General features: G+C 41.5%; 26 protein-coding genes, 2 tRNA genes and 3 rRNA genes. 23 read left to right on the top strand and 8 right to left on the bottom strand.

What is annotated here, in order from left to right; all coding sequences use genetic code 11:
* Positions 1-23: 23 nt before the first annotated feature.
* Genes radA through CVS89_RS05980 form a run of 4 tightly spaced genes read right to left on the bottom strand, consistent with a single transcriptional unit; the run spans position 24 to position 3,195 of the window.
* Complete coding sequence (radA, locus tag CVS89_RS05995) at positions 24-1,364, bottom strand: DNA repair protein RadA (protein WP_107848360.1); 1,341 nt, start codon at positions 1,362-1,364, stop codon at positions 24-26.
* Positions 1,339-1,701, bottom strand: coding sequence for a VanZ family protein (locus tag CVS89_RS05990; RefSeq protein WP_107848359.1), 363 nt, complete (start codon positions 1,699-1,701; stop codon positions 1,339-1,341). The genes radA and CVS89_RS05990 overlap by 26 nt, the downstream gene beginning before the upstream one ends.
* Positions 1,694-2,560, bottom strand: a complete 867-nt coding sequence (gene ftsY / locus CVS89_RS05985; RefSeq protein WP_107848358.1) for a signal recognition particle-docking protein FtsY — start codon at positions 2,558-2,560, stop codon at positions 1,694-1,696. Before ftsY ends, CVS89_RS05990 begins: the two co-directional genes overlap by 8 nt.
* Positions 2,560-3,195 (bottom strand): TlpA family protein disulfide reductase, encoded by a 636-nt coding sequence (locus CVS89_RS05980; protein ID WP_103638782.1) that lies wholly within the window; start codon positions 3,193-3,195, stop codon positions 2,560-2,562. Before CVS89_RS05980 ends, ftsY begins: the two co-directional genes overlap by 1 nt.
* A gap of 49 nt (positions 3,196-3,244) precedes the next feature.
* On the opposite strand from CVS89_RS05980, the gene CVS89_RS05975 reads away from it, so the two are divergent.
* The 15 genes from CVS89_RS05975 (at position 3,245) to CVS89_RS05910 (ending at position 16,232) form a co-directional block, all read left to right on the top strand.
* Positions 3,245-3,889: a 5-formyltetrahydrofolate cyclo-ligase gene (locus CVS89_RS05975; protein ID WP_107848357.1), complete on the top strand. Its 645-nt coding sequence runs from the start codon at positions 3,245-3,247 to the stop codon at positions 3,887-3,889.
* Positions 3,810-5,363 carry a ribonuclease Y gene (gene rny, locus CVS89_RS05970; RefSeq protein WP_034901872.1) on the top strand — a complete coding sequence of 518 codons (1,554 nt, stop codon included), beginning with the start codon at positions 3,810-3,812 and terminating at the stop codon, positions 5,361-5,363. The genes CVS89_RS05975 and rny overlap by 80 nt, the downstream gene beginning before the upstream one ends.
* Positions 5,364-5,372: 9 nt before the next feature.
* Positions 5,373-5,969: a YSC84-related protein gene (locus CVS89_RS05965; RefSeq protein WP_107848356.1), complete on the top strand. Its 597-nt coding sequence runs from the start codon at positions 5,373-5,375 to the stop codon at positions 5,967-5,969.
* Position 5,970: 1 nt separating this feature from the next.
* On the top strand, positions 5,971-6,537 hold the full coding sequence (locus CVS89_RS05960; protein ID WP_107848355.1) for a DedA family protein: 567 nt from the start codon (positions 5,971-5,973) through the stop codon (positions 6,535-6,537).
* Positions 6,534-7,874, top strand: a complete 1,341-nt coding sequence (locus tag CVS89_RS05955; RefSeq protein WP_107848354.1) for a DUF945 family protein — start codon at positions 6,534-6,536, stop codon at positions 7,872-7,874. The genes CVS89_RS05960 and CVS89_RS05955 overlap by 4 nt, the downstream gene beginning before the upstream one ends.
* A gap of 254 nt (positions 7,875-8,128) precedes the next feature.
* A 16S ribosomal RNA gene (locus CVS89_RS05950) occupies positions 8,129-9,639 on the top strand.
* A gap of 94 nt (positions 9,640-9,733) precedes the next feature.
* Positions 9,734-9,810 (top strand) — tRNA-Ile (locus CVS89_RS05945).
* Between the two features lie 12 nt (positions 9,811-9,822).
* Positions 9,823-9,898: transfer RNA gene (locus CVS89_RS05940), tRNA-Ala, on the top strand.
* A 433-nt stretch (positions 9,899-10,331) separates the two neighbouring features.
* Positions 10,332-13,236 (top strand): 23S ribosomal RNA (locus CVS89_RS05935).
* A gap of 133 nt (positions 13,237-13,369) precedes the next feature.
* Positions 13,370-13,488, top strand: a 5S ribosomal RNA gene (rrf, locus tag CVS89_RS05930).
* Together the 16S, 23S and 5S rRNA genes with 2 tRNA genes alongside form the textbook arrangement of a ribosomal RNA operon.
* Positions 13,489-13,827: 339 nt before the next feature.
* Positions 13,828-14,133, top strand: coding sequence for a hypothetical protein (locus CVS89_RS05925; protein WP_107848411.1), 306 nt, complete (start codon positions 13,828-13,830; stop codon positions 14,131-14,133).
* 65 nt (positions 14,134-14,198) lie between these two features.
* A complete protein-coding gene (locus tag CVS89_RS05920) occupies positions 14,199-14,684 on the top strand; it encodes a hypothetical protein (RefSeq protein ID WP_196088128.1) in 486 nt (161 codons plus the stop codon).
* Between the two features lie 104 nt (positions 14,685-14,788).
* Positions 14,789-15,007: a hypothetical protein gene (locus CVS89_RS10010; RefSeq protein ID WP_107848550.1), complete on the top strand. Its 219-nt coding sequence runs from the start codon at positions 14,789-14,791 to the stop codon at positions 15,005-15,007.
* Positions 15,008-15,258: 251 nt separating this feature from the next.
* Positions 15,259-15,687: a hypothetical protein gene (locus CVS89_RS05915; protein WP_107848549.1), complete on the top strand. Its 429-nt coding sequence runs from the start codon at positions 15,259-15,261 to the stop codon at positions 15,685-15,687.
* A gap of 62 nt (positions 15,688-15,749) precedes the next feature.
* Complete coding sequence (locus tag CVS89_RS05910) at positions 15,750-16,232, top strand: hypothetical protein (RefSeq protein WP_159070865.1); 483 nt, start codon at positions 15,750-15,752, stop codon at positions 16,230-16,232.
* 210 nt (positions 16,233-16,442) lie between these two features.
* Here CVS89_RS05910 and CVS89_RS05905 read toward each other — a convergent pair whose 3' ends face one another.
* The 3 genes from CVS89_RS05905 to CVS89_RS05895 form a co-directional block, all read right to left on the bottom strand.
* Positions 16,443-16,856 carry an Rrf2 family transcriptional regulator gene (locus tag CVS89_RS05905; RefSeq protein ID WP_107848547.1) on the bottom strand — a complete coding sequence of 138 codons (414 nt, stop codon included), beginning with the start codon at positions 16,854-16,856 and terminating at the stop codon, positions 16,443-16,445.
* Between the two features lie 100 nt (positions 16,857-16,956).
* The gene (locus tag CVS89_RS05900) at positions 16,957-17,592 is read right to left on the bottom strand and encodes an NAD(P)-dependent oxidoreductase (RefSeq protein ID WP_107848546.1); all 636 of its coding nucleotides are present in this window, start codon (positions 17,590-17,592) and stop codon (positions 16,957-16,959) included.
* A gap of 28 nt (positions 17,593-17,620) precedes the next feature.
* Complete coding sequence (locus tag CVS89_RS05895; RefSeq protein ID WP_107848545.1) at positions 17,621-17,995, bottom strand: cupin domain-containing protein; 375 nt, start codon at positions 17,993-17,995, stop codon at positions 17,621-17,623.
* A 162-nt stretch (positions 17,996-18,157) separates the two neighbouring features.
* Here CVS89_RS05895 and CVS89_RS05890 point away from each other — a divergent pair, with 162 nt between their 5' ends.
* The 8 genes from CVS89_RS05890 to CVS89_RS05855 all read left to right on the top strand — a co-directional run bounded on the left by CVS89_RS05890 (position 18,158) and on the right by CVS89_RS05855 (position 24,513).
* A complete protein-coding gene (locus tag CVS89_RS05890) occupies positions 18,158-19,030 on the top strand; it encodes an ABC transporter six-transmembrane domain-containing protein (protein ID WP_107848544.1) in 873 nt (290 codons plus the stop codon).
* Positions 19,020-19,940 (top strand): cation diffusion facilitator family transporter, encoded by a 921-nt coding sequence (locus CVS89_RS05885; RefSeq protein WP_107848543.1) that lies wholly within the window; start codon positions 19,020-19,022, stop codon positions 19,938-19,940. The genes CVS89_RS05890 and CVS89_RS05885 overlap by 11 nt, the downstream gene beginning before the upstream one ends.
* Before the next feature lie 26 nt (positions 19,941-19,966).
* The gene (locus CVS89_RS05880; protein WP_107848542.1) at positions 19,967-20,362 is read left to right on the top strand and encodes a transporter; all 396 of its coding nucleotides are present in this window, start codon (positions 19,967-19,969) and stop codon (positions 20,360-20,362) included.
* Between the two features lie 89 nt (positions 20,363-20,451).
* Positions 20,452-22,242, top strand: a complete 1,791-nt coding sequence (lepA, locus tag CVS89_RS05875; RefSeq protein ID WP_004317620.1) for a translation elongation factor 4 — start codon at positions 20,452-20,454, stop codon at positions 22,240-22,242.
* A 187-nt stretch (positions 22,243-22,429) separates the two neighbouring features.
* Positions 22,430-22,660, top strand: a complete 231-nt coding sequence (locus tag CVS89_RS05870; protein WP_107848541.1) for a 2-hydroxymuconate tautomerase family protein — start codon at positions 22,430-22,432, stop codon at positions 22,658-22,660.
* Entirely contained in the window at positions 22,654-23,376 is a 723-nt protein-coding gene (locus tag CVS89_RS05865; RefSeq protein WP_012001473.1) for a membrane protein, read from the top strand. Before CVS89_RS05870 ends, CVS89_RS05865 begins: the two co-directional genes overlap by 7 nt.
* 10 nt (positions 23,377-23,386) lie before the next feature.
* Positions 23,387-23,944, top strand: a complete 558-nt coding sequence (locus tag CVS89_RS05860) for a YajG family lipoprotein (RefSeq protein WP_012001474.1) — start codon at positions 23,387-23,389, stop codon at positions 23,942-23,944.
* Positions 23,944-24,513 carry a ComF family protein gene (locus CVS89_RS05855; protein WP_107848540.1) on the top strand — a complete coding sequence of 190 codons (570 nt, stop codon included), beginning with the start codon at positions 23,944-23,946 and terminating at the stop codon, positions 24,511-24,513. Before CVS89_RS05860 ends, CVS89_RS05855 begins: the two co-directional genes overlap by 1 nt.
* Before the next feature lie 41 nt (positions 24,514-24,554).
* Here CVS89_RS05855 and CVS89_RS05850 read toward each other — a convergent pair whose 3' ends face one another.
* Positions 24,555-25,097 (bottom strand): tetratricopeptide repeat protein, encoded by a 543-nt coding sequence (locus CVS89_RS05850; RefSeq protein WP_107848539.1) that lies wholly within the window; start codon positions 25,095-25,097, stop codon positions 24,555-24,557.
* Positions 25,098-25,148: the final 51 nt, after the last annotated feature.

Below are 25,148 nucleotides of genomic sequence, written 5' to 3'. Positions count from 1 at the left end.
GCATGATTTGTTCCAGAGTAAATTTACATCCACTCAAGCACTTGCGTGATATCTTTGGCGTAGAAGCACTTTAGACCTTGCGTGTCAAGCGGTTTGTTTGGGATGATCGCATTTTTAAATTTCTGCGTTTTTGCCTCTTTTAAGCGCTGATCGAGGTTGAAAATTTCTCTTATCTCGCCGTTTAGGCTTAGCTCGCCGATGAAGATACTATCCTTGCTGATAGGGCGGTTTTTGAAGCTACTGATTATCGCTGCGATGACGGCTAGATCGGCCGCAGTCTCGCTTATCTTAACGCCACCTGAAACGTTTATGAAGACGTCGTAGTGCCCAAGTGGAATTTCAAGCTTTCGCTCAAGTAGGGCTAGCAGCATATCTAGGCGGTTTCTCTCAAAGCCAGTCGAGCTTCGCTTTGGATAGGCGCTTTCACAAACGAGCGCCTGAATTTCGATGCTAAGCGCCCTTGAGCCTTCCATTATGATAGTGATCGCACTGCCACTCATCGCCCCGCCACGTGTGAAAAATTTACTAGAAACCTCATTTGCGCTCACAAGCCCATGCTGGCTCATCTCAAATATACCAACCTCACTAGTCGAGCCAAAGCGGTTTTTAAACCCACGTAAAATTCTTAGCTCTCTGCTCGCGTCACCCTCAAAATAAAGCACCACATCTACCATGTGCTCAAGCACTCTTGGCCCTGCGATTGAGCCCTCTTTGGTTATGTGTCCGATGATGAAAACGCAGATATTTTGGCTCTTTGCAAGCCTCATCAGCTCAAATGTGATCTCTCGAACCTGCGTGATCGAGCCTGGGGCGGAGGTTATATTTTGACTATAAAGAGTTTGAATGGAGTCAATGACTAGCACCTTGTAGTCGCTCTTTTGCACTTCTAGCATGATATCTTCTAGGCAAATTTCAGTTAGCAGGTATAAATTTTTATCCACCGCATTTAGCCTATCAGCTCTCATTTTTATCTGGCTTTGGCTCTCTTCGCCGCTTACATAGAGCGTTTTTTTGCCATCTTTTGCTAAATTTGAGCCGATTTTTAGAAGCAGGGTTGATTTGCCAATGCCTGGACTGCCGCCTATTAAAACAAGCGAGCCCTCGACCACGCCGCCACCAAGAACAAGGTCTAGCTCGCTATCTTTGGTGCTAAATCTCGTGAAATTTTGAATTTCAACTTCGTCTATGCTTATGGCTTTGCTGGGTGTGCCACTGCTTTTTGCTATCTCCTTGCTTATCTTTATCTCTTGCTGGCTAAGCTCGACAAAGCTGTCCCAAGCCCCACATTGTGGGCATTTACCCAGCCACTTTGCCTGTTGATTACCGCAGGCTTGACACTCAAAAACTGGCTTTGCTTTTGCCATAATATATCCTTTTTAAAATTTCAACTACTATCACTCCAAAGACCGCTCCGATCATGTCAGCCACGATGTCAAGCAGGCTAAAGCTCCTGTTTGGCAAAAATGCCTGAACGAGCTCTATTTGCACTCCAAAGGCTAAAAGTAGGGCTAAATTTTTTAAAATTACAAACTCATAGCCAAGGTAGAGCAGTATATAAAGAACGAAAAAAGCTAAAAAATGGTTTGCTTTGTCCCACGAATTTTCGATGATCGCAGGACTTTTTGGAGTAAATGCAAGAATATCAATCGCCAAAAGAGCAGCAAAAAAGCAAATTTTACTAAGAAATTTTACCCTACTCAAAAATGGCGTCCATCAGCTCGTCTAAAAACTCGTCTGGGTTAAATTTGATGATATCGTCCATGCTCTCGCCAACGCCTATATAAAATATAGGTAGCTCAAGCTCTCTTGCCACGCCAAATAGCGCTCCGCCCTTTGCAGTGCCGTCAAGCTTTGTGATGATGACGCCATCAAGCGAGACGATATCGTTAAATGCCTTTGCCTGCGCGACGCCAGCGTTGCCCTGCGTGCCATCAAGTATGAGGATCTTGCGATGAGGCGCCTTTTCGTAGGCTTTTTTACTGATACGAACGATCTTGTCAAGCTCGTTTGCTAAATTTGTCTGGTTTTGAAGCCTGCCAGCCGTGTCTAGGATGACGCAGTCGATGCCTTTTGCAAGGGCTGAGCTGATCGTATCGTAGGCAACAGCTGAAGGATCATGCCCTTGCTGGGTGGCGACTATCGGCACATTTAGTCTGATCGACCACTGGCGTAGCTGCTCGATCGCCCCAGCTCTAAATGTATCACAAGCGCCCAAAATGACGCTTTTGCCGTTATTTTTATATAAATTTGCTAGCTTTGCGATGGTTGTCGTCTTGCCAGCGCCATTTACGCCAAGGATGAGATCGACAAATGGCTTGTCAGGCTCGATCACGCGCTCTTTTTCGTAGATAAAATAGCTACTCATAACGCGTCTTAGATCAGCTCTGCTCACTTCATCTTGTGGCGGCAAGTAGTATAAAATCTCCTCCACGATCTCGTAAGCCACGTCAGCTTCTAGTAAAATTTCTTCTAAGCTCTCTTTGTCGATCTTTTTTGACTTTTTAACTGAGCTTATCGCTCCAAAGGTCTTTTCAAAGCCTCTTTTTAAAAACTCAAGCATTATTTTATGGCCCTATTTATGTCAGTTTCAAGCATCTCTTCAGGCACAAGACCGATGTAACCTTGAGCGTAGTCGCCATTTGCTTTAAAGAGTGCAGATGCAGGGAGTCCTTTGATGCCGCCCATCGCCTTTTCAAATAAGAAATTTCCCTCGCCAACTGCGATGTCGTATTTGATCTTATACTTTTGAGCAAATTCTTTAACTTCGTCCTCGCTCTTGTCTTCAAGCAAGACAGCAACGATGTTTAGCTCATTTTTAAATTTCTCACTTAGGTTGTTTAAAGATGGGATCTCGGCCTTGCAAGGTGGGCACCAAGTAGCGAAAAATACGTAAAGTGTCGCTTTTTTGCCATCTTTTACGTCAAAGCCGTTGCTTCTTTTTGTGATCTGCATAGTTGTGCCGTTAAGCAATTTTAGGCTTATCTCTTTTATTTCGTCGCTTTGTGCGCTCTCATTCATTTTTGGAGTGAGCGTATCTTTGCTTAAATTTTCATCTTTGCTGGCATTTTCTTCTAAATTTTTACTTTGCACAGCTGGTTCGCTAGTGTTTTGCTCGCTCTTTTTGTTAGAGTCGTCACCGCATCCGAAAAATGCAAAAAGACAAAGTGATGTTATAATTACGCGTTTTAGTGTCATAAATTTCCTTTTGAAAAATGTTTCAGGATTATACAAGAAAGAGCATAAAATGAGCGTTAATTTAGAAAAAAACGAATTTAGAAAAAATGCAAGAGCAAATTTGATAAAGCTTACTAAATTTAGAGCAAAATGCACACATCATAAGGCAGCAAAAACGCTTTTAAATTTGATAAATTACACAAATTCTAAAAAGGTGCTCTTTTACCTGCCGCTTAACTACGAAGTCGATGTGCTTAAAATAAGACGAAATTTATCACATAAATGTGAAATTTTTGCCCCTTTTATGGTAGGTCTTAGCTTAGAGATGGTAAGATTGCGACTGCCATTTCTAACTTATAAATTTAATGTCAGGCAGCCATCTGGCAAAAAAATGAATAATGTTAAACTCGATATGGCGGTAGTTCCAGCGATTGGGGTTGATGGAGCTATGGCAAGGATAGGGCACGGAAAAGGATTTTACGATAGATTTTTTGACACTTTGCCCATTAAGCCAAAACTGATAGTTTTCTTAGAGGTAAAAGACTTTTACACCAAAGATGTGCTCTCGCAGGCGCACGATGCGGTGGGAGACTTTTATATAACCCCAAGTAAAAATTATATAAAAAGAGGAATAAATGATAGAGGTTTTAATAGGCTTAGGAGCCGGTGTGGTGGGCGTTGGAGCAGGGTATCTCTACGCCAAAAAGATAAATGATGCAAACTACAACATATTTTTAGAGCAGGCAAAAGCAAAGGCAAAAGCTATCGAGTATGAAGCTGAGCTAACGCTTAAAAACTCTAAAATTTCAGTGCAAGAGGCTGAATTTGAGGCTAAAAAAAGATATGACGACAAGACGACAAAGCTTCAAAAAGAGTACGCAAGTAAATTTGATGAGCTGACCAAAAAAGAGAAAATTTTGCTAAACGAGCAAGAACTCTTAAACGAGAGCAAAGAGCTTTTTGAAAAGGACAAGCAAGATGCGAAGGTCACTTACGAAGAGGGTTTAAATTTAAAAGCGACTTATCAAAACAAAGTAGAAGAGGCGATAAGAGTGCTTGAGCACGCTGCTGGCTTAACGGAGGAAGAGGCAAAAGAGGTCGTGCTTAAAAAGGTCGAAGAGAAGTCGCGCGCCGACATCGCTCACATCGTTAGAAAATACGAAGAAGAGGCAAAAAGAGAGGCTAAAAAGAGGGTTAATTACATCTTGGCGCAGGCTACGTCAAGATTTGCTGGTGAATTTGCGGCTGAGCGTCTGATAAATGTCGTAAATATCAAAAATGATGAGCTAAAAGGCAGGATCATCGGCAAAGAGGGACGTAACATCAAAACCCTTGAAATGGTGCTTGGTGTTGATATTATCATCGATGATACCCCACACGCTATCATCTTAAGCAGCTTTAACCTTTACAGGCGTGCGATCGCTACAAGAGTGATCGAGCTTTTGGTGGAGGATGGCAGAATTCAGCCTGCGAGGATAGAGGATCTTCACAAAAAAGTGACTGAAGAATTTGAGCAAAGTATACAAGAAGAGGGCGAAAACATCGTCATGGACCTTGGTCTAAATAAAATTCATCCAGAGATAGTAAAACTAATAGGCAAGCTTAAATTTAGAGCAAGCTATGGTCAAAATGCCCTTGCTCACAGCCTTGAAGTGGCTCACCTCGCTGGCATCATCGCGGCTGAGTGTGGCGGAGATGAGAAGCTAGCAAAAAGAGCTGGCATACTTCACGACATCGGCAAAGCGCTAACTCACGAGTACGAGGGCAGCCACGTCGATCTTGGAGCTGAAATTTGCAAACGCTATAAAGAGCATCCAGTCGTCATCAACGCGATCTATGCTCACCATGGCCACGAAGAGGCGACAAGTATAGAAAGTGCTGCTGTTTGCGCAGCTGATGCACTAAGCGCAGCTCGTCCAGGAGCAAGACGTGAGGTGCTTGAGAGCTTCCTAAAACGTGTCGAAGAGATCGAAAACATCGCAAAAAGCAAAGAGGGCATTAAACAAGCTTATGCGATCAACGCTGGCCGTGAGATCCGCGTCATCGCAAATGCTAAACTCATAAACGACGATGAGGCCGTGCTTGTGGCAAAAGAGATCGCTCAAGAGATCGAGAGCAAGGTGCAGTATCCTGGTGAGATCAAAGTGAGCGTCATCAGAGAAACTCGCGCTGTTGATTTTGCGAAATAACGGCAAGATATGAAATTTCTTTTATCATTAATAATATTTTTCTCGCTTGGCTTTGCCAGCGAGGAGCTCGTGCTAGACTCGGCAAATTCGTTTATAACGACGATGAGAGGCGCTAGAAACGCCCCTATAAAAGAGCTCATCGAACAGTCAAAAGCGACGATCATCTTTCCAAGTGTAAAAAAAGTCGGTTTTGTGGTCGGTGGCATGGGCGGAGATGGCATCATGGTCGTTGGCAACATCAACTCGCCAAGTGAAATTTTGCCAGTTAGTATAAGTGGCGGCAGTATCGGCATACAGCTTGGTTACGAAGATAGCTCGCTTGTGCTTTTTATATTTAAAGATAGCATTATCTACGACATAAAAGACGCCAAGATCACGCTTGATACGAAGCTTTCAGTGGCATTTGGCGATATCGGGCGCAATTATAATAAAATAAGCGACTTTAAATTTTCAAGCGACATCTACGCATACGCTGCAAATGATGGATTTTTCGCAGGAGCAAGCTTTGGCGGAGCAGTGATAAGCGCAAAGGATGAAATTTTAAAACAAAGTGGCTACGCATACGAGCAACTGATATCTTCAGCTTCTAAGCTTTTGGGGCAATGATGTGCAAGATATTATAAACTTAATTTCGACTTACGGCTACATCGTGCTGTTTTTTTACAGCCTTGGTGGTGGCATGGTTGCGCTTATCGCTGCTGGGATATTAAGCTTTGCTGGCAAGATGGATCTAACTCTTAGCATAGCAGTTGCTGCCGTTGCAAATACGATCGGCGATACTTTGATCTTTTACGTCGCAAGGTTTAACAAAAGCTCGCTTATGCCTTATGTGAAAAATCACAAAAGAAAGCTTGCTTACGCTGGAATTTTGGCAAAAAAACACGGCGATAAGATAATATTTATCAAAAAATTTATCTACGGCGTCAAAACTTTAGTGCCTATCGCACTTGGACTTACAAAATACTCTTTTTATAAATTTAGCGTTATAAATTTGATCTCTTCAGTGCTTTGGGCAGTGATCGTCGGTCTTGCTAGCTATAAAGCAGGGGATTATTTTATGAGTGTGAGCAATTATCTTAGCGAGCATGGCTATATCATGCCGCTTGTCATGGTTGGCTTGTTATTAGGTATCTGGTTATTTTTACAACACATTACAAAAAGGAGAAAAGCATGAAAAAGGTGATATCTGCTCTAATCGTAGTTATCGTGATCGTCGCAGGCGCTGTTTATTTCGCCTCAAATAAGGTCGAGGAGAACTATCAAAGGATAGTTGATAGACTAAATGATGTAAATGGCTTTAAAGTTTCAGAAAATAGCTATCAAAAAGGCTTTTTTGGCTCAAAAGGATCGTTTGATCTTATCGTTTCAAAGGATCTTTTGAAAAATTTGGCTGGCAAAGATGTAGATGAGGATCTAAATTTCAAGGTAGAAAATGAAATTTCTCACTCAGTGCTTGCATTTGTAAATGGCTTTGATATCGACTCAAAAATTTCTATACAAAATGAGGCGATAAAAAATATCGTTGCTTCATTTCTTGGATCAAACGTCGTCGCAACGGCTAAAACAAAAGCCAGCGTGAGTGGCGATAAAGATGTAAATGTTAAATTTAGCGATATCGACTTTAGTGACAAGCAAACTATGAACGTTCATACAAAGGATGTGAAATTTGGCTTGAAACTGGACGCAAAAGATAATGTAAATAGCGCAAACTTGGGCGTTGAAAAAGTTGTTTTAAAAGGTCTTAATGAAGAAAATAAAGTAGAAGCTAATGTTGAAGGTGTCGATATAGATACAAGCTACACTGTGCCAGTTGAAATTTCAAAGATATTTGAGAACAAACTAGTCCCTTACATAGCAAAGGCTAAGATCAAAAAACTAGCATTATTAGATGAAAAAGATGGTAATGTTGCTTTAGACGATCTAGAGTATAACTCGAAATTTGAAGTCTCAAATGATCTTGGTAGCTCAAATGATGTAGTGAAGATAGGTGCGGTTGCTGTTAATAAAGTGAAATTTACAGATTTTATCTTAGATAGTAAGATAGCAAATATCAACGTGCCAACTATAAATAATATACTTGATAGACTAAGTAATGTAAATGTTGATACAAATGAGAGTATATTTGCTGGGTTAAATTTGGACGAAGTAATGGGTCAAATTTTAGAGAAAAATCCAAGTGTGAAAGTGGATACATTAAGTTTTAAAAATGGCGATAATGCGATAAATTTAAAACTAGATGCTGCTATCAATGGCTTTAAAAGCGGAGAAAGTCAGCTTGCGATCTTTGATAAGCTATCACTTAATGGTGAGCTAAGCGTGGATGAGACTTTGGCTAAATTTTTTGATACGCTCTTCCCTGAGATGACTCTTATCGAGCCAACACTTATATCTGCTGGATATTTAAAAGAAGATGGCAAAAAAGTAGTGAGTAAATTTAAGTACGATCCAAATAAAAAAGATATCATTTTTAATGAAAAGGTTGGACTTCAAAATTTATTTATGGGCTTTTAAAAATTAGCCTGATTTTTATCTACTTTTAAGCATCACTTCTATATACTTCACTTTCTGTTTTGCAGAGCGCAGAGCAGAAAGTTCTTTTAACTTACAATTGTTAAACTATTAGTCAATCTTTGAAATCTAAACAAGTGATCGATTGAGCCAGTCTATTATGATTAAATAATAGATTAGACAAACTAATATAAAAACTAAAAGTTTTTTTGATTAAAAACTTCATAATAAAAATCCTATCTATTAGATAGGTAATTAATATGGAGAGTTTGATCCTGGCTCAGAGTGAACGCTGGCGGCGTGCCTAATACATGCAAGTCGAACGGACGAGTAAGAGCTTGCTCTTATGAGTTAGTGGCGCACGGGTGAGTAATGTATAGCTAATCTGCCCTACACTAGAGGACAACAGTTGGAAACGACTGCTAATACTCTATACTCCTCTCTAGCATAAGTTAGATAGGGAAAGTTTTTCGGTGTAGGATGAGGCTATATTGTATCAGCTAGTTGGTGAGGTAATGGCTCACCAAGGCTATGACGCATAACTGGTCTGAGAGGATGATCAGTCACACTGGAACTGAGACACGGTCCAGACTCCTACGGGAGGCAGCAGTAGGGAATATTGCTCAATGGGGGAAACCCTGAAGCAGCAACGCCGCGTGGAGGATGACACTTTTCGGAGCGTAAACTCCTTTTGTTAGGGAAGAACAATGACGGTACCTAACGAATAAGCACCGGCTAACTCCGTGCCAGCAGCCGCGGTAATACGGAGGGTGCAAGCGTTACTCGGAATCACTGGGCGTAAAGGACGCGTAGGCGGATTATCAAGTCTCTTGTGAAATCCTATGGCTTAACCATAGAACTGCTTGGGAAACTGATAATCTAGAGTGAGGGAGAGGCAGATGGAATTGGTGGTGTAGGGGTAAAATCCGTAGAGATCACCAGGAATACCCATTGCGAAGGCGATCTGCTGGAACTCAACTGACGCTAATGCGTGAAAGCGTGGGGAGCAAACAGGATTAGATACCCTGGTAGTCCACGCCCTAAACGATGTATACTAGTTGTTGCTAAGCTAGTCTTGGCAGTAATGCACCTAACGGATTAAGTATACCGCCTGGGGAGTACGGTCGCAAGATTAAAACTCAAAGGAATAGACGGGGACCCGCACAAGCGGTGGAGCATGTGGTTTAATTCGAAGATACGCGAAGAACCTTACCCGGACTTGATATCTAACAAATCATCTAGAGATAGAAGAGTGTCTGCTTGCAGAAATGTTAAGACAGGTGCTGCACGGCTGTCGTCAGCTCGTGTCGTGAGATGTTGGGTTAAGTCCCGCAACGAGCGCAACCCACGTCATTAGTTGCTAACAGTTCGGCTGAGCACTCTAATGAGACTGCCTTCGTAAGGAGGAGGAAGGTGTGGACGACGTCAAGTCATCATGGCCCTTATGTCCGGGGCGACACACGTGCTACAATGGCATATACAATGAGAAGCAATATCGCGAGATGGAGCAAATCTATAAAATATGTCCCAGTTCGGATTGGAGTCTGCAACTCGACTCCATGAAGCCGGAATCGCTAGTAATCGTAGATCAGCCATGCTACGGTGAATACGTTCCCGGGTCTTGTACTCACCGCCCGTCACACCATGGGAGTTGATTTCACTCGAAGCCGGAATACTAAATTAGTTACCGTCCACAGTGGAATCAGCGACTGGGGTGAAGTCGTAACAAGGTAACCGTAGGAGAACCTGCGGTTGGATCACCTCCTTTCTAGAGTACATATAGATATTCCCTCACAAGATATCTATAAGAAAGATATTCTCAATCATCCTTGTTTAGTTTTGAAAGATTGATAGACCTATAGGGGCCTATAGCTCAGCTGGTTAGAGTGCACCCCTGATAAGGGTGAGGTCACAAGTTCAAGTCTTGTTAGGCCCACCAGAGAATTTAATTGGGGAATTAGCTCAGCTGGGAGAGCGCCTGCTTTGCACGCAGGAGGTCAGCGGTTCGATCCCGCTATTCTCCACCATAAAATAGTTTAACACTAAAAGTCTATATTAAGTGTTTTTAGAAGCATTTACTTTAGACTTTTAAGCGTCTTAATCTTTATTGATTACGAAGTTGCCTAAAGCAACTTTGTGCTTTAGGGGTTTCCAAAGGGTGTAACTCTTTGGTCGTAAAGGCTAGCTTGCTAGTCTGCGAAGTCTAAATGTTCTTTTAATTAATATTGTTAATAGTCACAAGCAAGTTTTAAAAACAATTTTACAGGACTTGTTAAAGATTTAAATTTCTATTCTCTTTGCATTTAATGCAAAAGTTTGACATCACAATCTATTTAGGATTTAAAACTTATCTAAATAGTAGTCAATGCTTTCCGTCTTGAGAGCTAGAATTTAAATGTAGTAACATAAAGTTATCTTTAACAAGGAAGTGATGCGAATTAGAATAATCTAATATAGAAAAGGTAAGCTACAAAGAGCAAGTGGTGGATGCCTTGGCTAGTAGAGGCGATGAAAGACGTGCCAGGCTGCGATAAGTCTCGGGGAGCCGTCAAGGGGCTTTGATCCGGGAATTTCTGAATGGGGCAACCCAACTAATAGAGATATTAGTTACCGTATAACGGAGCGAACGAGGGGAATTGAAACATCTTAGTACCCTCAGGAAAAGAAATCAAAAGAGATTACGCTAGTAGCGGCGAGCGAACGCGTAAGAGGGCAAACCACTAGTTTACTAGTGGGGTTGTAGGACTGCAATATAGACTAAACTTAGCTAATAGAACGACCTGGAAAGGTTAGGCACAGAGGGTGATACCCCCGTATATGAAAGCTTTGTTTTACTTAGCAGTATCCTGAGTAGGGCGGAACACGTGATATTCTGTCTGAAGCTGGGTAGACCACTATCCAACCCTAAATACTACTACTAGACCGATAGTGCACAAGTACCGTGAGGGAAAGGTGAAAAGAACTGAGGTGATCAGAGTGAAATAGAACCTGAAACCATTTGCTTACAATCATTCAGAGCCCTATGATTTATCAGGGTGATGGACTGCCTTTTGCATAATGAGCCTGCGAGTTGTGATGTCTGGCGAGGTTAAGGAAACCCGGAGCCGTAGCGAAAGCGAGTCTTAATAGGGCGTTTAGTCAGACGTTGCAGACCCGAAACGATGTGATCTATCCATGAGCAGGTTGAAACCGGTGTAAGAGCCGGTGGAGGACCGAACCCGCTAGCGTTGAAAAGCTATGGGATGACTTGTGGATAGGGGTGAAAGGCCAATCAAACATCGTGATAGCTGGTTCTCTCCGAAATATATTTAGGTATAGCGTCATGTAGTAACACTAGGGGGTAGAGCACTGAATGGGCTAGGGCATACACCAATGTACCAAACCCTATCAAACTCCGAATACCTAGTGTGTAATCATGGCAGTCAGGCGGCGAGTGATAAAATCCGTCGTCGAGAGGGGAACAACCCAGACTAACAGCTAAGGTCCCTAAATCTCATTTAAGTGGAAAACGATGTGGAGTTACTTAAACAACCAGGAGGTTGGCTTAGAAGCAGCCATCCTTTAAAGAAAGCGTAATAGCTCACTGGTCTAGTGATTCTGCGCGGAAAATATAACGGGGCTAAAATGAGTACCGAAGCTTTAGACTTAGTTTTACTAAGTGGTAGGAGAGCGTTGTATTTGCGTTGAAGGTATACCGGTAAGGAGTGCTGGAGCGAATACAAGTGAGCATGCAGGCATGAGTAGCGATAATTGGGGTGAGAATCCCCAACGCCGTAAACCCAAGGTTTCCTACGCGATGCTCGTCATCGTAGGGTTAGCCGGGTCCTAAGCAAAGTCCGAAAGGGGTATGCGATGGAAAATTGGTTAATATTCCAATGCCAACTATAATGTGCGATGGAAGGACGCTTAGAGTTAGAGGAGCCAGCGGATGGTAGTGCTGGTCGAAAGGTGCAGGTTGGAGTTCAGGCAAATCCGAACTCCTTTAAGCCGAGGCCTTACAGGTGCGTGAAGTTCTTCGGAATGAATCGTAAATCCTTTATACTGTCGAGCCAAGAAAAGTTTCTAAGTTTAGTTATAGTTGCCCGTACCGTAAACCGACACAGGTGGGTGGGATGAGTATTCTAAGGCGCGTGGAAGAACTCTCTTCAAGGAACTCTGCAAAATAGCACCGTATCTTCGGTATAAGGTGTGCCTAACTTTGTGAAGGATTTACTCCGTAAGCATTGAAGGTTACAACAAAGAGTCCCTCCCGACTGTTTACCAAAAACACAGCACTCTGCTAACTCGTAAGAGGATGTATAGGGTGTGACGCCTGCCCGGTGCTCGAAGGTTAATTGATGACGTTAGCTCTGCGAAGCGTTTGATCGAAGCCCGAGTAAACGGCGGCCGTAACTATAACGGTCCTAAGGTAGCGAAATTCCTTGTCGATTAAATATCGACCTGCATGAATGGCGTAACGAGATGGGAGCTGTCTCGAAGAGGGATCCAGTGAAATTGTAGTGGAGGTGAAAATTCCTCCTACCCGCGGCAAGACGGAAAGACCCCGTGGACCTTTACTACAGCTTGACACTGCTATTGGGATAAAAATGTGCAGGATAGGCGGGAGGCTTTGATCCATAGACGCCAGTTTATGGTGAGCCATTGTTGAGATACCGCTCTTTTTTATTCTGATAGCTAACTAGCTTGAGTTATCCTCAAGTAGGACAATGTCTGGTGGGTAGTTTGACTGGGGCGGTCGCCTCCCAAAATGTAACGGAGGCTTACAAAGGTTGGCTCAGAACGGTTGGAAATCGTTCGTAGAGTATAAAGGCATAAGCCAGCTTAACTGCGAGACATACACGTCAAGCAGAGACGAAAGTCGGTCTTAGTGATCCGGTGGTTCTGTGTGGAAGGGCCATCGCTCAAAGGATAAAAGGTACCCCGGGGATAACAGGCTGATCTCCCCCAAGAGCTCACATCGACGGGGAGGTTTGGCACCTCGATGTCGGCTCATCGCATCCTGGGGCTGGAGCAGGTCCCAAGGGTATGGCTGTTCGCCATTTAAAGCGGTACGCGAGCTGGGTTCAGAACGTCGTGAGACAGTTCGGTCCCTATCTGCCGTGGGCGCAAGAAGATTGAGGAGAGTTGACCCTAGTACGAGAGGACCGGGTCGAACCAACCACTGGTGTACGAGTTGTCCTGCCAAGGGCACCGCTCGGTAGCTATGTTGGGATGTGATAACTGCTGAAAGCATCTAAGCAGGAAGCCAACTCCAAGATGAATCTTCTTTTAAGAGCTCATATAGACTATGTGTTTGATAGGCTGGGTGTGTAATGGATGAAAGTCCTTTAGCTGACCAGTACTAATAGCTCGTCTGCTTATCTTTTAATAAGCATCACTTCCTTGTTAAGGGTAAAAACTTAATAAGATATGTTTTTATAAAACTTTGTTTATGACTTTTAACTTTATCTAGTAGTGTTAAATAAAAGATTTAGCTATTATATCTTTTATTTAACACTGCCCGTGACTATACAGACGAGGAAACGCCTTGCTCCATCTCGAACCAAGAAGCTAAGCTCGTCCTGGCTCATGATACTCTCCCTTACTGGGATGTTGGAAAAGTAGGTCGTTGCGGGCTTTGTTATTTATCTGCTTTTAATTCTTATATTATTAATCTTAGTTATTATTGTTATTTTTTATATATGATAAGATTCTTATATTTATTTTTAGATTATTGGTTTGATTATGTTTTAAATTTATTTTTATGCCAGTTTTTAAAATCTTTAGACTGAATTTTACTTAATGATAATATGATCCTTTGCTTGAAAAGTAAAGACAGAGCTTAATAGACAATGTCGCCGAGCAAGCTTTTAGCAACCCAGCTCTTAGTCAAAAAGCAAAAGATGTTTTAAAACAAGCAAGAAGCGAATACGCTCTTTTTAAAGAACTTCAAAACTCTAAAATTTACCATGATGTAATGGGTGAGCTAAAGAGTAGTGGCGATATAACAAACTCACTCTTAAAAGCTCTTAATGCGGAAAACGGCTTAGATTTAAAAGCTCTTACAGCTAGATTAAGTAGCAGCGAACAAGAAGCGTTAGAAACTAGCCTGATCCGTGGCGTAATAGAAAAATTTACCAAAGATGGAATAACTGATTTTTCTAAAGTAAGCAATACTTTAAAAAATGCTCCATTTGAGAGTAAAAGAGCGGTGGAGATAATGGGTGAGCTAAACAAAAAAGCTCCTATACTAAATAACACGTCTTCACTGCTTGAAAACTAACAGCGATTAATCCAAAGGCTAAAGAGCTACAACAAGGCATAGGGCATTCAGTAACTGGAGCACTTATGACAATGAAGAGAAATTTAGCCATTGAAAGGTTAAAATCACTACTCCCAGTATTAGGCAATGACGCATCTTTAAAAAATCATATAAGAAATGCAATTAATAATGCAGGCGATCTAAAAAGTGTCATTAATAATCTTGAAAAGATAGAGATAAAAGATGCACCAGAGAACTCAACTAAACTACTAGAAGCTTTTAAAAACGAGGTAAAGGCGTTAAGAGAAGAGGCTCAAACTGGAGAAATAAAAGGGGATAATTTCATCACAAAAGAAAGTCCAGCGCCAAAGAGTGATTTAAATGTAAAAATTAGCGTGGATGACTGGGTGAGGGAGCTATCAGAAATAAATAATAACGAGCTTAGTGCAAATTTATTTATTTTACAAAATAAGCACCCTGAACTTTTTAAAAAGCCAAGCGATGTGTATAGGCTGCTAAAAGAGATAAAAAATAACCCAACTCACTTTTTTAAGACAACCGTCCAGATATAGCTTTAATAGCTAAGGTCTTAGAAGACGGGAGCGTAGGGAAGCTTGGCATAGTAAAAGAAAGTGGGCATGTAGGACACTTATCAAAAAGCACAAATAAAAATGAGATGGATCGACTAAGAAAAGTTAATGAGAAAGAGCTAAAGGTAGGGACGCCATACCCTACACTCCAACGTGCTGATGTTAATCAGGTTGGACCGACGGCTGGTGCAAAAAGCACATTCTCTAGCTCTGATGAAAGCATTATACCAAAACAAACACAAGAATTAGATAAAACTTTAGAAAAAATGTTAAGCCTTATAAGAATAAAGAGGATGCTCTTGTAAAAGAGGGTTATTTAAACCCAACATGGGAACCACAACTAAAGACTATTGCAAAAGAGCATGCCTTAGACGAAGCAAAACTAAAAGAGATTTTTTTAGACCAAACTATCAACACATTAAAGGGGAGAAAGCCTAACTTCTTTTTAGACTTAGGAGATATTGTCCCAACTTATGGTAAAAGCAAACGCTCCCCTGAATACACTAATAATTTAAGAGAAATAGACAATAAGTTACAACAAGCATACGAGACTTTTGTGAAACCACTAAGTGCTAGTGAAAGCAAAAAAATAAAAACCCTTTATGCTAATCCACACATAGCAAGCGGCTTACTTGGTGGCACAGCAAATGGAGCTGATGAAAATGGCAACGTTAGCCCTGAAGAGTTTGCAAAGGGTTTTATATATGCGTTGTTTGGATCAAAGATAACAGCTGAGGGAGTAAAAAGAGTAAGTCCTGAGCTTTACAGTAAGATACTAAGCATATCTAAAAAGCCAAGCGAAGAGATAAAAAATATAGTTGATAATGCAGGAGCGGACAAACTTGCTAAACAAGAAAAACGAGGCATCTATAATGTAACGTATAATGGCAAGAACTCTACACAAATAAAGCAAGACTTAGACAACATAAATGTGATGCTATCAAATACGAACGAGGCAATATTGGTAAAGGAGCTAAGCATATAAGTATCAGGCACTTAGACGATGAAAATAAGGCTGGCTTTGTTACGAAAGAGGAATTGCTAAATTTGGGTGAAAATGTGCGTAATTTTATTAAAGAACACAAAGAGCCATTTGTAAATAAGAAAAATGCTCGTATTTATGAGTGGGAAGATGATAAAGGTGTCAGGTTTAAGCTAGTAGTTAGTAACAAAAATGGCGAAGGGAGAGGGTTACCGCTTGGCAAAAGCCAAGACGTGTCCTCAATTACTAATGACCTTCGCCCAGCCACGAAAAAGGGATTAAGCCCAAGTGGCAGCCTTGTCAACATTATAACCTTTTATTCTGATAGAAACTTAAAAGAGCCTATGAAGTTTGAAAACCCAAAACTTAAACTACTTGATGCAATAGACACAAGCGGAGATAAAGTAGGCTTAGTTAAGAAAGTCTTATTAAACAAAGACTTAAGCGACGGAGTAAAAGCTAAAGCAGTAAATAGGCTAACTAAAAATAAAATTAGTCAAGGTGTAAAAACTAGCTATATATCTACTAAAAACTCAGATAACAATTAAAAGCCCTATCTTTAGGGCTTACTCTCTTTTTCAAATCAAGTAAAAAAATTTTTATTTTCTCAAAATTGGGTAGATTTGACACAGTCACAAATGATAAATTGCCATTAAATTGCATAAAAGGAGCAAAGAAATGGCAATAACTACAACTGGGTTTCAAGCCCCAGCTACAAAAGGAAAGGAAATTAAAATTCTAGTTTCAGTTTTTTAAATTTATCTTGCAAGCTCGTCTAGCAAGTCTTGCAAAGTGACGTTTTTTAGCTCGTTTTCTAGAGCAGTTTGCGCTCTTAAAAAGTGCCCGCTTAAAAGCTCCTCTATCCTGCCACCAAGCGGGCAGGCTTTTGGTGAGTCAGAGTGAATTTTAAAAAGTTTTTCTTTTTCATTTACTGCGTTAAAAATTTCAAGTAAATTTATATCTTTTGGCTCTTTTACAAGGCTCACTCCACCAACTCCAGCTACGACATTTACTAGCCCTGCGGCCTTTAGAGTGCCAAGCAGGCGCCTAACGATAACTGGGTTTGTGTTTATGCTGCCAGCTATAAATTCACTTGTAACCTTCTCATTTTCAAAAAATTTAGCACATAAAAGCGCGTGTATCGCAGTTGAAAATTTAATGCCAACTTGCATGATCGTCCTTAAATTTTTCGTGATTATACTTAAATTTTCTGCCAAAGACAGCCAGCTAAATTTGACTTACGAGCCTTCGCCAGCTGTCAAATTTATAAACTCACGCTCTCTCGCCAACCGCAGTGAAGCGCTTTTGGATAAATTTCTTATTTTTTAGCTCGTCTATGATCGCAAGTGCAAGGTCTGCGTAGCTTATGTAGCTCTCATTTTTTGAGTTTAGTATGAGATCATCCCCGCCAAGCACGTATTTGCCCGTGCGAGCGCCGTTTGCGTCGTAGTCGCCTGCTGGACTTACGTATGTCCAAAGCACATTTGCACTACCTTTTAGCTCAAAATATGACTCCGCCGTAGCCTTTGCCACGCCCATATATGCAGCTGGGAAGTCTGGCGTATCCATGACCATAGTGCCGTTGCTATCAACAAATAACGTACCAGCGCCACCAACTACGATGAGCCTTGTGTTAGTGCCTTCTAGTAAATTTAAAAGGTGAGCGGCCACTTTTTTGTGAAGCGGGAAAGTTTCTTCGCTCCATGCAGCAAATGCGCTGATAACCGCGTCAAAGCCAGCGAGATCAGCCTTTGTAAGCTCGAAAATATCTTTATAAACGACCTTTACGCCTTCGTTTTTATACTCTTTGTTTCTAACGATCGCTGTGACGTCGCAACCTTGTTTTAGCGCTTCTTTTACTAAATTTGCACCGCTTTTGCCGTTTGCACCTATGATTGCTATTTTCATTATTTCTCCTTTAAATTTCTTTTTAAATTTAGAGCCAGCTTGGCTTTACGTCATCAACCATTACGCCGTCAGTCATAGTGTATTGCTCTAGGCTACCGCGTTTTGTCTGGATGCAGATCATTTTGATGCCGTTTTTGCCAGCTTTAAAGCACCTTTTGCCATCTGGATCTATGCGCACTGCGTCGCCTTTGCTTACTTTTATCACTTCGCCATCGATGAAGAGCTCGCCATCGCCATCAGTGATGATGTAAAGCTCCTCGTTTTGCTTGTGCGCATGGACAAATGGCACGCTCACATTTGCCGCAAGCTCGTTTATAGATACTTCACAGCCAGTTAAATTCAAAGCCTCTTTTAGCTCGACTCTTGGCGCATTTGCGATCTTTGCAACCTGAAAATTTTTCATTTTATTCTCCTTATTTTTGTGTTGTAATATTTTTATTTACAACCGATGAGCGAAGTATAATAATTTTTTGTTGTAATGTCAAGAGTTACAACTAAAAATTATCAAAATTTGCAAATTTAGGCTAAAATCTACGAAAAATTTATGATAAATTGGAGTTAAAATTTGCAAAATAATGCCTTTAAAACGCTAAAGAGCATAGCTATCGAGCACGACAAAAAGCTCATTTTGACCCTTGCTTTAGTGCTAGCAGAGAATGGACTTTTTCTAGCATATCCGATATTTGCGGGCTATGCGATCAATGCAATCATGCAAGGAAATACGTTAAATGCCCTCATTTACGCACTTTTTGTGCTCGTAGCGTGGCTTGTAGGAGCCGTTAGACGCCGTGTGGATACGCAAGTTTTTGCAAATATCTATGCAAAGCTTGCTGTAAATGTCATCATGAATGAAAAACAAAATGCCAAAGACGACTCTGCCATCATCGCCAGAGTAGCGCTCTCGCGAGAGTTTGTAAATTTCTTTGAGACGCATTTTCCTATGTTTTTTACATCGGTCATTTCGATCATCGGCTCAGCGTTTATGCTCATTTTTGTCGAGCCAAAGGTCGCTGTGGTGTGCTTTGTAGTGATGACCTTTTTTCTTATATTTTTACCAAGATATATTAAGAAAAATGACGACCTTTATCTTCGCTTAAATGACCGCCTAGAAAAAGAGGCAAAGGTGATAGGTGTTTTTAATAAAAGCACACTAAATAGGCACTACGATGTCGTTTCTAAATTTCGTATAGCGATCTCAAATAGAGAGGCGATGAGCTATTTTATCATCGGCATTAGCGCTTCGCTACTCTTTTTGGTGGCGATAATAGTGCTAAGCTCGCAGCAGACAAATGCCGGCCACATCTACTCTGTGATGACCTATATATGGAATTTCGTCATCAGCCTTGACGACTCGCCAAAACTCATCGAGGAATTTTCAAATTTAAAAGATATCGGCAAGAGGATCGACGCCGAAAAGAAGGACAATAATGCACAATAAGAGCGTTCTTAGAAATTCATTTTTTCTAATTTTCACGTTTATGATAGTTGAGGCCGTTTTTGGCTTCGTTTCAAACTCGCTTGCGCTTATTAGCGACGCATTTCACATGCTCTCAGACGCTGCGGCTCTCTTTTTGTCACTGGTCGCTTTTAAGATCGCAGAAAAAAGGGCAAATTTACAAAAGACCTTTGGCTACAAAAGGGTCGAGATCATCGCCGCTTTTATAAATGCCATCGCTCTTATCGCACTTGCTGTTTTTGTCATAGTAGAAGCTATCATCAGACTTTTTAACGAGCCAGAGATAGAGGCTAAAACGATGCTTTTTGTTAGCATTTTGGGGCTTGTGGTAAATTTAGTCGTGGCTATTTATATGCATAAAAGTGCTGATACAAAAGAAAATTTAAATATGAAAGGTGCTTATTTGCACGTGCTTGGCGACACGCTTGGCTCAGTTGGTGCCATCGTCGCGGCACTTCTTGTGATGAAATTTAACTTCACGCAGGCCGATAGCATCGCAAGTATCTTTGTCTCGCTACTCATCATAAAAAGTGGCGCTAGCTTGCTAAAAGATAGCTTTAATATCCTGATCGAAGCGGTGCCGCTTAAGCTTGATACGGATGAAATTTTAGGCGTTATAAAGGGTGTAGATGGCGTTAAAATCGTGCATGACCTGCATATCTGGGCGATAAATGCTGGCACAAACGCACTCATAGCCCACGTGGTGGTAGATGACGCGCTAAGCGTGGCTGAAATTTCAAAGATGATAAGGCGCATCGAGCACGAGCTTTCTCACGCAGGTATCGGTCACGTCACGCTTCAGTTTGAGAGCGAGAGCCTTGGACACAAAGCTGGTCTCATCTGCGAGCTAAAAAGCGCGCATAAGGACGAACATTTTGGGCATCATCACTAAAATTTGACGCAAAAGGTTTAAATTTAATGTTTCGCATAAAAAATGAATATCTAATGGTCGTGGCTATGGGTTTGTTTTGCGTTTTTATGGGCAGTGTCATAGTTTCTCTTATCGCGGTAAATTTTGCAGTAGCCTTGATCTGCGCTCTATTTTGTATGAAAAAGGATTATATATTTGTTTTGTTGCTGGCGTTAAATTTTGCTCTATATTTTAATGCCATAGACACCCCTTTTGAACAACCAGAGCTTTGGACTTATTACGTGCCAGCGCTGGCAACTGCGACATACGGGCTTAGCGCTTTAGTTTATGCTTCAGGTTTTCTTGTTTTTTTGCCGCTTATTGCTTATTTTTATTTTTTATATTCACTTTGCGTTGTACTCTGCGCTTTGTGTAAAAGTTTAAGAGCTAAATTTGAGCTTTAAATTTAAGCCTTGCTAGCCTAGCAAACTCATTTTTACTCAACTTTAACGATTTTTTTTATAAAATCGCCTAAAATTTAACTAGGGATTTCATGAAAAACATTAGAAATTTTAGCATCATCGCTCACATCGACCACGGCAAAAGCACGCTTGCTGACCGTCTCATTCAGGAGTGTGGCGCCGTTAGCGACCGTGAGATGAGCTCGCAAATCATGGACACGATGGACATCGAAAAAGAGCGTGGCATCACGATCAAAGCCCAGTCTGTCCGCCTAAACTACGCACTAAATGGGCAAAATTTTGTTCTAAATTTGATAGACACCCCAGGACACGTTGATTTTAGCTATGAGGTGAGCCGCTCTTTGGCTAGCTGCGAGGGCGCACTGCTTGTCGTGGATGCTAGCCAGGGCGTGGAGGCGCAAACCATCGCAAACGTCTATATCGCACTTGAAAACAACCTAGAGATCATCCCAGTCATCAACAAGATCGACCTACCAGCGGCTGACCCTGCTAGGGTAAAAGATGAGATCGAGCACATCATCGGGCTTGACTGCTCAGGAGCGATCGAAGTGAGCGCAAAAACAGGCGTTGGCATAAAGGAGCTACTTGAAGCGATCATCACGAGGATCCCTGCGCCAAATGGCGACGTAAGTAAGCCTACAAAGGCGCTAATTTACGATAGTTGGTTTGACAACTACCTTGGCGCGCTTGCTCTTGTGCGTGTTTATGATGGTGAAATTTCAAAAAATGATGAAATTTTGGTCATGGGCACGGGCAAAAAACACATCGTGCTAGACCTCATGTATCCAAATCCTATAGCTCCGATCAAGACCAAAACGCTTAGCGCTGGCGAGGTTGGCATCGTTGTTTTGGGGCTTAAAAACGTTAGCGACGTGCAAGTTGGAGATACGATAACGCAGTCAAGAAATCCTCTAAAAGAGCCAGTTGGCGGCTTTGAGAGGGCTAAGCCATTTGTCTTTGCGGGACTTTATCCTATTGAAACTGATAAATTTGAAGATCTGCGTGACGCGCTGGATAAGCTAAAGCTAAATGATAGCTCCATTAGCTACGAGCCAGAAACCTCGGTCGCACTTGGATTTGGCTTTAGGGTTGGCTTTTTAGGTCTTCTTCATATGGAGGTTGTCAAAGAGAGGCTGGAGCGTGAATTTGATCTTGATCTCATCGCCACAGCGCCAACTGTGACTTATGAAGTCATCCAAACTGATGGGCTAAATTTAAAAATTCAAAACCCGAGCCAGTTGCCGCCTGTAAATAAAATAGACTCGATCCTTGAGCCATACGTAAAGGCCACTATCATCACACCAAGCGAGTTTTTGGGCAACATCATCACGCTTTTAAACAACCGCCGCGGCATACAAACAAAGATGGACTACATCACGACTGACCGCGTTTTACTCGAGTATGACATACCGATGAATGAGATCGTGATGGACTTTTACGACAAGCTAAAGTCAAGCACCAAAGGCTACGCGAGCTTTGACTACGAGCCAAGTGACTACCGTGTGGGCGACCTAGTGAAGCTTGATGTCAAAGTGGCCGGTGAGACGGTCGATGCGCTCTCTATCATCGTGCCTGAGAGTAAGGCGCAGACAAAAGGCAGGGACTTTGTAAAGGCGATGAAAGAGATCGTCCCGCGCCAACTCTTTGAGGTGGCGATACAAGCGAGCATCGGCAATAAAATCATTGCTAGAGAAACCGTAAAATCAATGGGTAAAAACGTCACAGCCAAGTGCTACGGCGGCGATATTACGCGTAAGAGAAAGTTGCTTGAGAAGCAAAAAGAGGGTAAGAAGAGGATGAAGGCGATAGGTAAGGTGAATTTGCCGCAGGAGGCGTTTTTATCTGTCCTAAAAATAGACTAATGCGTTGTCTCGCTTTGTCATACTTCGTTGTGTCTAAAATTTACTCGGTCATTACCTGCCATGGTAACTCCCGTCGTAAATTTTATCCACGCCTTGTCTGACTTTGCGATACTGCCGCATTTGGGAGCTTGTTTGGTGGATAGGTTTTGATTAAAATTTAAGTGTTAAATTTACAAAAAGGAGTGCTATGCCGTTTGTGAAAATTTGCGTGACAAAAGAGAGTGATAGCCCAAGTGTGGAGCAAAAAGAGAAGATGATAAGTGGAGTTACAAAGCTAATAAGCGAAATTTTAGGTAGAAGCGCTCAAAATACCGTTGTCATTATCGATGAGATCGACACGAACAACTACGGCATCGCAGGCGAGAGCGTGAAAAATCTCCGCAAAAAACAAAAAGAGCAAAAGGAAGTGAAATGCTAAGAGCGACATTATTAGCAATTTTTGCAGCCGTCTTTCTAACTGGCTGCGTGGCAAAAGCTAGTCTTTGTCTATCGTGCGAGGGCATAGACGGCGTGCAAAGTGCAAGCATAAGTAGCGAAGATAAGACCTATTTTGAAGAGGTTATGAGGATCCCAGCTGACTGCAGCGCTTGCAGGGGCAGGGGTGATGGTGTTTTTATAAATGGCGTCAAGTATAGAAGCGACGTGGCGATAAACTGCTGCTTAGAAAAAAATATGATCGACATAAATGTCGGGCTAAAGAAGGTCTATTTTCATAGGATCGTGGATGCTAGAAGCAGCGCAAGGTCGATTTATTACACAAGAGAAGATGGTAGCGGCGTAGTCTTTAACTCAAATCCACGCCTTGAAGTGCTCTTTTATATGTTTTTAAAACGTGAGCTAAATTCTCGTGGCATCGTTGTCGTGGATACGCAAACATCGCCTTATACATATAGGCTTGATTTTAGATTTGACGAGCTTAGAGGCACTTACTCAAGAAGCTCTGAAATTTTAAACGGACATTTATACGGCGAGCTTGTGCTTTCAGATATAAATTTCAAAAAACGAATTCCTATCTCGACTAGACACCATGTGGAGGAGCTTGAGGCGTCAAGAAGCGGTCAGTTTGACTTCTTTATCGCGCTTTTAGTCAAGCAAGCTGCCATAAAAGTGGCTGATGAGATCACTAAACTTTGAAAGGAAAAATATGAGTAAATTTAAATTTTTAGCTATCTTTGGACTTTTTGTCCTATTCTTGAGCGGTTGCGCGCCTACTCAGACAGTAGTTGCCTTTGATCCTTACAAAACTGCTGCAAGTCAGCAAGCTAACGGCCTTGAAGTCTATATAAGCGCGGTGCATGATAGTCGCAAAAACAAAAGCACTATCGCAACTATAACCGATGGTAGAGGCACTGTAAAAGAGTATGTCGTGCTTCAAAACGATCTTGCGACTTACTTTAGCGACTCCCTTAAAAGAGAGCTTGCGGCACGTGGCGCAAATGTAAATGGCATGGGTGGCGTCGTAGTTGAAGTTTTCATAAACGAATTTGAAGCAAATATGAGCGGATATGGCAGTGACAACACAAAGGGCAAGATAAAGATCACTCTTAAAATCCAAAAAGGCGATCAAAGCATCATCAAAAATATCTCAAACAACCAAACCAAATTTGAGCTAGTTCGCACTGGTGGAGCATTTAAGCCATTCTTAACAGACATCATAAATGACGCTGTTAAACGCTCTGCTATCGCTATCTTAAATAGCTGATGTTTTGTGCGTTTTGCAAGAGCTTTACGCTAAAGACATTTTGTAAAACCTGCTCGCAAATTTTAAGCGAGCCAAGCCCTTTGGTAAGAGAGCTAGAGGGCTTTAAAATTTATAGCTTTTACGGCTACTCTGAGATCAAAGAGCTCATCCACTCAAAGCACCACATGCACGGACTTTTTATCTATAAAAATTTAGCCAAATTTGCATTTAAGAAATTTGCTAAAAGCTTTAGCTTCCCAGAGCAAATTTATGCCCTGCCGATAGATGATAGAGTGCATCATGGCTACTCACACACGGCCATTTTGGCAAATGAGCTTCGTGCTAAAAACCTTAAACCTATCTTTCATGCCCTGCATGCGACAAGCAGTGTCAGCTATAGCGGCAAGGATCTTAAATTTAGGCAAAACAATCCAAGAAATTTTAAAATTTTAAAAAAGATCACGGCGCCAGTTATCTTGATAGATGACATCGTAACCACTGGCACAACGATACTAGAAGCTAGAGATACGCTTCAAAAAGCAGGCGTTGATGTGCTTTTTGCGCTTGTTTTAGCAGATGCTAAATTTTAATTTAAGAAAATAGCTTCAAAAAACTATTTGAAGCTAAGCTGTTATTTTTTATTTTCGCCTACTTCTTCGCAAGCTACTTTATAGCGGTATTTGCACGCTAGCTCTAGGTAGCTTTTTTGAGTGGCTGCATCGTTTTTCTCGCCGTAAAAGTCAGCTAACTTATAGCAAGCAAGACCAAATCTTTGCTCGCATGATTTTGCAAATAGCTCATTTGCTTTGCTTTGCATTTTTGGGTCATCTTCGTAGTATTCGCCAAGCTCAAAGCAAGCTTTTGGCGTGCCAAGATCGCATGATTTAGTTAGTGATTTTACGATCGTTTCATTGTCTTTTTTTGAGTTGATTGATTTTGAGTTTAGTAAAACTGCAAGTCTATAGCAACCCCTTTTATCGCCTAGATCGCAAGCTTTTTGATAGTACATGACACCTTTGTTGATGTCTCTTCTGGCATATGTTTTACCAAGCTTTAAACACCAAACAGCTTCATTATTTGCGCATTTTTGCTCGATCCTAGCTATCTTTTCAGCTCTACCGCAACCCGAGATAAACAAGATCGCAACAGCGGTTAGAATAAAATTTTTAAACACATTTACTCCTTTATCGTTAAAAATTTATTTAATCGCATTATAAAATCATAT

This window comes from Campylobacter concisus (genome assembly GCF_003048615.2).
Classification (GTDB): Bacteria; Campylobacterota; Campylobacteria; order Campylobacterales; family Campylobacteraceae; genus Campylobacter_A; species Campylobacter_A concisus_C.
Note: the sequence above shows the minus strand (reverse complement) of the source record. Positions and strands in the feature narration are given on the sequence as shown.

What these genes read in the sequence shown, in the direction of transcription:
- CVS89_RS05975 (WP_107848357.1), top strand. Translation starts at nt 3,245, where the DNA reads ATGAGCGTTAATTTAGAAAAAAACGAATTTAGAAAAAATGCAAGAGCA.
- ftsY (WP_107848358.1), bottom strand. Translation starts at nt 2,560, where the DNA reads ATGCTTGAGTTTTTAAAAAGAGGCTTTGAAAAGACCTTTGGAGCGATA.
- CVS89_RS05900 (WP_107848546.1), bottom strand. Translation starts at nt 17,592, where the DNA reads ATGAAAATAGCAATCATAGGTGCAAACGGCAAAAGCGGTGCAAATTTA.
- CVS89_RS05860 (WP_012001474.1), top strand. Translation starts at nt 23,387, where the DNA reads ATGAGTAAATTTAAATTTTTAGCTATCTTTGGACTTTTTGTCCTATTC.
- CVS89_RS05955 (WP_107848354.1), top strand. Translation starts at nt 6,534, where the DNA reads ATGAAAAAGGTGATATCTGCTCTAATCGTAGTTATCGTGATCGTCGCA.
- CVS89_RS05965 (WP_107848356.1), top strand. Translation starts at nt 5,373, where the DNA reads ATGAAATTTCTTTTATCATTAATAATATTTTTCTCGCTTGGCTTTGCC.
- CVS89_RS05920 (WP_196088128.1), top strand. Translation starts at nt 14,199, where the DNA reads ATGACAATGAAGAGAAATTTAGCCATTGAAAGGTTAAAATCACTACTC.
- CVS89_RS05895 (WP_107848545.1), bottom strand. Translation starts at nt 17,995, where the DNA reads ATGAAAAATTTTCAGGTTGCAAAGATCGCAAATGCGCCAAGAGTCGAG.
- rny (WP_034901872.1), top strand. Translation starts at nt 3,810, where the DNA reads ATGATAGAGGTTTTAATAGGCTTAGGAGCCGGTGTGGTGGGCGTTGGA.
- CVS89_RS05865 (WP_012001473.1), top strand. Translation starts at nt 22,654, where the DNA reads ATGCTAAGAGCGACATTATTAGCAATTTTTGCAGCCGTCTTTCTAACT.
- lepA (WP_004317620.1), top strand. Translation starts at nt 20,452, where the DNA reads ATGAAAAACATTAGAAATTTTAGCATCATCGCTCACATCGACCACGGC.
- CVS89_RS05870 (WP_107848541.1), top strand. Translation starts at nt 22,430, where the DNA reads ATGCCGTTTGTGAAAATTTGCGTGACAAAAGAGAGTGATAGCCCAAGT.
- CVS89_RS05885 (WP_107848543.1), top strand. Translation starts at nt 19,020, where the DNA reads ATGCACAATAAGAGCGTTCTTAGAAATTCATTTTTTCTAATTTTCACG.
- CVS89_RS05925 (WP_107848411.1), top strand. Translation starts at nt 13,828, where the DNA reads ATGGGTGAGCTAAAGAGTAGTGGCGATATAACAAACTCACTCTTAAAA.
- CVS89_RS05855 (WP_107848540.1), top strand. Translation starts at nt 23,944, where the DNA reads ATGTTTTGTGCGTTTTGCAAGAGCTTTACGCTAAAGACATTTTGTAAA.
- CVS89_RS10010 (WP_107848550.1), top strand. Translation starts at nt 14,789, where the DNA reads ATGGATCGACTAAGAAAAGTTAATGAGAAAGAGCTAAAGGTAGGGACG.
- CVS89_RS05905 (WP_107848547.1), bottom strand. Translation starts at nt 16,856, where the DNA reads ATGCAAGTTGGCATTAAATTTTCAACTGCGATACACGCGCTTTTATGT.
- CVS89_RS05880 (WP_107848542.1), top strand. Translation starts at nt 19,967, where the DNA reads ATGTTTCGCATAAAAAATGAATATCTAATGGTCGTGGCTATGGGTTTG.
- CVS89_RS05980 (WP_103638782.1), bottom strand. Translation starts at nt 3,195, where the DNA reads ATGACACTAAAACGCGTAATTATAACATCACTTTGTCTTTTTGCATTT.
- radA (WP_107848360.1), bottom strand. Translation starts at nt 1,364, where the DNA reads ATGGCAAAAGCAAAGCCAGTTTTTGAGTGTCAAGCCTGCGGTAATCAA.